The organism is Nonomuraea lactucae, from assembly GCF_003313395.1.
Classification (GTDB): Bacteria; Actinomycetota; Actinomycetes; order Streptosporangiales; family Streptosporangiaceae; genus Nonomuraea; species Nonomuraea lactucae.
This window is the reverse complement of record NZ_QNFZ01000721.1, coordinates 1-3711: the sequence shown is the minus strand read 5'-3', so window position 1 is coordinate 3711 and position 3711 is coordinate 1. Positions and strand designations below refer to the sequence as shown.

Here is a 3711-nt window from a genome sequence, read left to right as displayed (position 1 = left end):
GGCCGGGCTGCCGTCCGGGCCGGCGGTGGGACTGGCCGGGTGCGAGGCGGTGTGGTCCGGGGCGGGGGTGCGGGTCGGGCTCCCGGACAGGGCGGGGTGCGAGGGAACGATGGTGTGCACCTGGCGGGTCACCGGCACGCGCGCCGAGCTCCGCGTGGCCGTGGCGGGCGGCGCGAACCCGTCGCCACCCCCGCCGGGGAGGCTGACCGGCGACAGCCAGGTGCCGGAGAGCCCCGCGCTGCCCAGGATCACCGCCGTGGCCAGCATGAGGCTGCCGGTCAGCACGCCGGCGACCATCAGAACACGTCTGCGTCGCTCGGTGTCGCTCACAGCCGCCGATGATAGTAACTTTCAACTACTGGTTGGTCCTCCAGGATGAATCGTGATCAAGACGATGAGCCCTGACGGCGCCGTGCCGCCCCGGCCTGCCGAGCCGTCGGTCAGCACGTGCACATGAGGCCGCGCAGGGCCGTCTCCAGGCACTGCCCCGTGCGCGCCGGGACCTGCCACGGGAAGCGGATCAGCGACGTGTCCACGCGCACCGTCGCGCCGAACCGGTCGAGCTCCCACAGCCACACCCCGTCCCCGCCCCTGCCGCTCCCCGGCTCGCCGCTCCCGGGGCGGGCGTCCTCGCCGAGCCGCCTGGCCACCCCGTCCGCGAGCTGCGCCCGGTGCGCCTCGTTGACGTGGGCGAGCACCCGTTCGGCGGTCTCGGCCAGCGGGTGGGGGTCCGCGCCGAGGTAGTCGTCGGCGTCGAGCAGGCCGGACTCCTGCCCGGTCAGGTAGGCGACCTGCGCCACGTCCAGCCGCAGCAACCGGGGCGCGTCGCGCTCGCCGTACCTCTCCAGCGCCTCGAACAGGGCCTCGTCGGCGCTGGAGGCCGCGACCGCGACCGCCGCCCGCCTCGCCTCCTCAGCCGGTACGGCCTGCGCCCACCCCTGCACCTCGATCAGCCCGCGCGGATGCTCCACGTCCCCCAGCCGGCGCATCGCGGTCAGGTTGACGGCGACGACGGCGTCGTCGCGCAGCCCGTGCAGCGCATCGCCCGGCCGGACCAGCAGCACCGGCCGGCCGCGGTCGTCCACCCCGCCGCGCGCGGGGGAGGGCGTGCCGTCGACGGACAGCCGGGCGACGCCAGCGGTCGCGGCGAGGGTGCGGATCCGTTCCGGCATCGGCAGCATGGCGGCTCCTTGAGATCACGACGAACAGTAGGTTAGGCTTACCTAAGTAAGTACTACCTAACCACAGGAGGTGAACGTGCGCTATACCGGTCCGAAGGTGCGCCTGTCGCGTCGCGCGGGCGTGCCACTGACCAAGAAGGCCGTGCGCTACTTCGAGCAGCGCCCCTATCCGCCAGGGGAGCACGGCCGCAAGACCAACCGCCGCACCACCGGCGACTACGGGCTGCGCCTGCTCGAGAAGCAGAAGCTGCGCTGGTACTACGACGTGTCGGAGCGGCAGCTGCGCCGCTACTGGGATCTCGCCGTGCGCAAGCCGGGCGCCTCGGGCGCCGAGCTGGTCACGCTGCTGGAGACCCGCCTGGCCTCCCTCGTGCTGCGCGCGGGCCTCGCGCCGTCGATCTACGCGGCCAGGCAGTACGTGACACACGGCCACATCGCCGTGGACGGCCGCAAGGTGGACATCCCGAGCTACCTGGTCAAGCCCGGCCAGGTCGTCACGGTGCGCGAGCGGTCGCGCCGGATGCAGCCGTTCGTCGCCGCCGCCGAGGGCGTGCACGCCGACGACCGGATCGCGCCCTACCTGTCGGTCGACCACGCCGGCCTGAGCTTCACCCTGACGGCCAGGCCCGAGCGCGAGCAGATCTCGGTCCCGGTGGACGAGCAGCTGGTGGTGGAGTTCTACTCGCGGTGAGCCGGGCTGGCGTGCTCCCGGCGCAGCGCGGCCACCTCCAGCCGGAGCGCGGCCAGCTCGTCGAGGATCCGCTCGGTGGCGGCGGCCGAGTCGTGGTCGTGCTCGGCCAGCTCGGCCCGCTCCGCGGCCGACTCCTCGTCCATCGCGCTCACCACGACCGCCATGAAGAGGTTCAGCACGATGAACGTGCAGACCAGGATGAAGATGGTGAAGAAGATCCAGGCCGACGGGTGCCGGCTCATCACCTCGCGCGCGATGTTGCCCCAGTCGTCGCCCGTCATCGTCTGGTAGAGGGTGAACAGCGAGGCCGGCAGGCTGCCGAACCGGTCCGGCGCGCTCTGGCCGTACAGCTTGGTGGCCATGACGGCGGCCACGTACAGCACCAGGGAGAGCAGCACGACGATCGAGCTCATCCCGGGCATGGCGCGCAGCAGGGCCGAGACCACCCGGCGCAGGCTGGGCACCACCGACAGCAGGCGCAGCGCACGCAGGATGCGCAGCGACCGCAACACTGACAGGCCGCCGGTCGCGGGCGCGAGCGCGATGGCCACGATCAGCGTGTCGAAGACGTTCCACGGGTCGCGCGGGAAGCGTGACCGCTCGACGTAGATCTTGGCGACCAGCTCGGCGACGAAGATGTAGAGGGCCGCGTGGTCGATCAGGGTGAGCGTGTCGCCGTAGCGCTCGACGACGGCGGGTACGGTCTCCAGGCCGAGGGTGGCGGCGTTGACCAGGATGACGGCGACGATGAACTGCTGGAAACGCCGGTTCGCGACAAAGACGCGGATGCGTTCACGCACGGGGGGGAGCTCCTAGGGATGTCCTGATTGCCCCACCATGATGGCGTAAGCGATCACCCGGCGATCACTGTACCGGTGTCAGGCGGAAGACCCGCAGCTCCCGTCCGGACTTGTCGGCGTAGCGGTCGTAGAGCGGCCAGTTCGCCGTCAGCCGCGGCCAGGCCTCCACACGCGCCTCGCCGGTCAGCAGCGTCGCCACCACGGGGATCTCCCGCCCGCGGTGGCTGACCCTGGCCTCCGGGTTCTTGATCAGGTTGGCGGACCAGGCCGGGTGGGTCTCGCGGCCGAAGTTGCTGCCCACCACGATGAAGCCGCCGTCCTGCTCGGGCAGGCAGGCGAGCGGCGAGCGCCGCTCCAGCCCGCTCTTGGCGCCCGTGGTGAAGAGCACCAGCGAGGGGACGACTCGGTCACTGCTGATCATGCGGCCCCGGGTGAGCCGGTACAGGACCCTGTCGACCTGCGGGACGAAGCGGGGCCCGACCCTCATGAACCACTCGGTGGACGCGAGCCAGTGGGCGAAAGGCTTGAGAACCGCGATCATGTGGCGAGTGTAGCAAGCGCTCGGTCAACTGCCAGACCCGGTGCCGCTGTGGTATAAAAACCGCCTCAAAAGCCGATGGATCGAGGGGCCGAACCGCACATGTCCTATCCGAACTATGGCCCATCGCCTTACGGGCCGCCACCCCAGACGCATCCCAACGGCACCACGATCCTGATCCTCGGCATCCTGAGCCTGGTCGTCTGCTCGCTGATCGGCCCGTTCGCCTGGTCGATGGGGAACAAGGCGCTGCGCGAGATCGACAACAGCGGCTACGTCTACGAGAACCGCGGCATGGTGCAGGCCGGGCGCATCTGCGGCATCGTCGGCACCTGCCTGATGCTGGCGGTGATCGCCATCTATCTGGTCGTCTTCGTGTTCCTGGGCGGCGCCGCCCTGATGGGCGGCCTCGACGACTGACGGCCGCCCCGCCGCCCCGGAACGGTTCGGCGGGTGCGGCCGGGGCGGTCCGGCGCGCCCGGGCGTCGCCGGTGGCGTCAG

6 protein-coding genes are annotated in these 3711 nt (G+C 71.3%); 2 read left to right on the top strand and 4 right to left on the bottom strand.

Features of this window, described 5'->3' with window-relative positions:
- On the bottom strand, positions 1-330 hold a 330-nt coding region (locus tag DQW85_RS26065), incomplete at its 3' end, for a hypothetical protein (protein WP_162795387.1).
- Positions 331-440: 110 nt separating this feature from the next.
- Positions 441-1181 (bottom strand): DUF2470 domain-containing protein, encoded by a 741-nt coding sequence (locus DQW85_RS26060; protein WP_113702582.1) that lies wholly within the window; start codon positions 1179-1181, stop codon positions 441-443.
- A gap of 76 nt (positions 1182-1257) precedes the next feature.
- Between DQW85_RS26060 and rpsD the strand changes: the two genes are divergently transcribed.
- A complete protein-coding gene (rpsD, locus tag DQW85_RS26055) occupies positions 1258-1872 on the top strand; it encodes a 30S ribosomal protein S4 (protein ID WP_113702583.1) in 615 nt (204 codons plus the stop codon).
- Here rpsD and DQW85_RS26050 read toward each other — a convergent pair.
- Together DQW85_RS26050 and DQW85_RS26045 are read right to left on the bottom strand one after the other, a co-directional pair.
- A complete protein-coding gene (locus DQW85_RS26050) occupies positions 1860-2672 on the bottom strand; it encodes an ion transporter (protein WP_113702581.1) in 813 nt (270 codons plus the stop codon). The two genes, rpsD and DQW85_RS26050, sit on opposite strands and share 13 nt — an antisense overlap.
- A 64-nt stretch (positions 2673-2736) precedes the next feature.
- Positions 2737-3213, bottom strand: coding sequence for a nitroreductase family deazaflavin-dependent oxidoreductase (locus DQW85_RS26045; protein WP_113702580.1), 477 nt, complete (start codon positions 3211-3213; stop codon positions 2737-2739).
- Between the two features lie 99 nt (positions 3214-3312).
- Here DQW85_RS26045 and DQW85_RS26040 point away from each other — a divergent pair, with 99 nt between their 5' ends.
- Positions 3313-3630, top strand: a complete 318-nt coding sequence (locus DQW85_RS26040; RefSeq protein WP_113702579.1) for a DUF4190 domain-containing protein — start codon at positions 3313-3315, stop codon at positions 3628-3630.
- Positions 3631-3711 lie beyond the last annotated feature (81 nt).

Excerpts from the sequence above, each read along its gene's own strand:
- DQW85_RS26060 (WP_113702582.1), bottom strand. The coding sequence starts at position 1,181 with ATGCTGCCGATGCCGGAACGGATCCGCACCCTCGCCGCGACCGCTGGC.
- DQW85_RS26045 (WP_113702580.1), bottom strand. The coding sequence starts at position 3,213 with ATGATCGCGGTTCTCAAGCCTTTCGCCCACTGGCTCGCGTCCACCGAG.
- DQW85_RS26040 (WP_113702579.1), top strand. The coding sequence starts at position 3,313 with ATGTCCTATCCGAACTATGGCCCATCGCCTTACGGGCCGCCACCCCAG.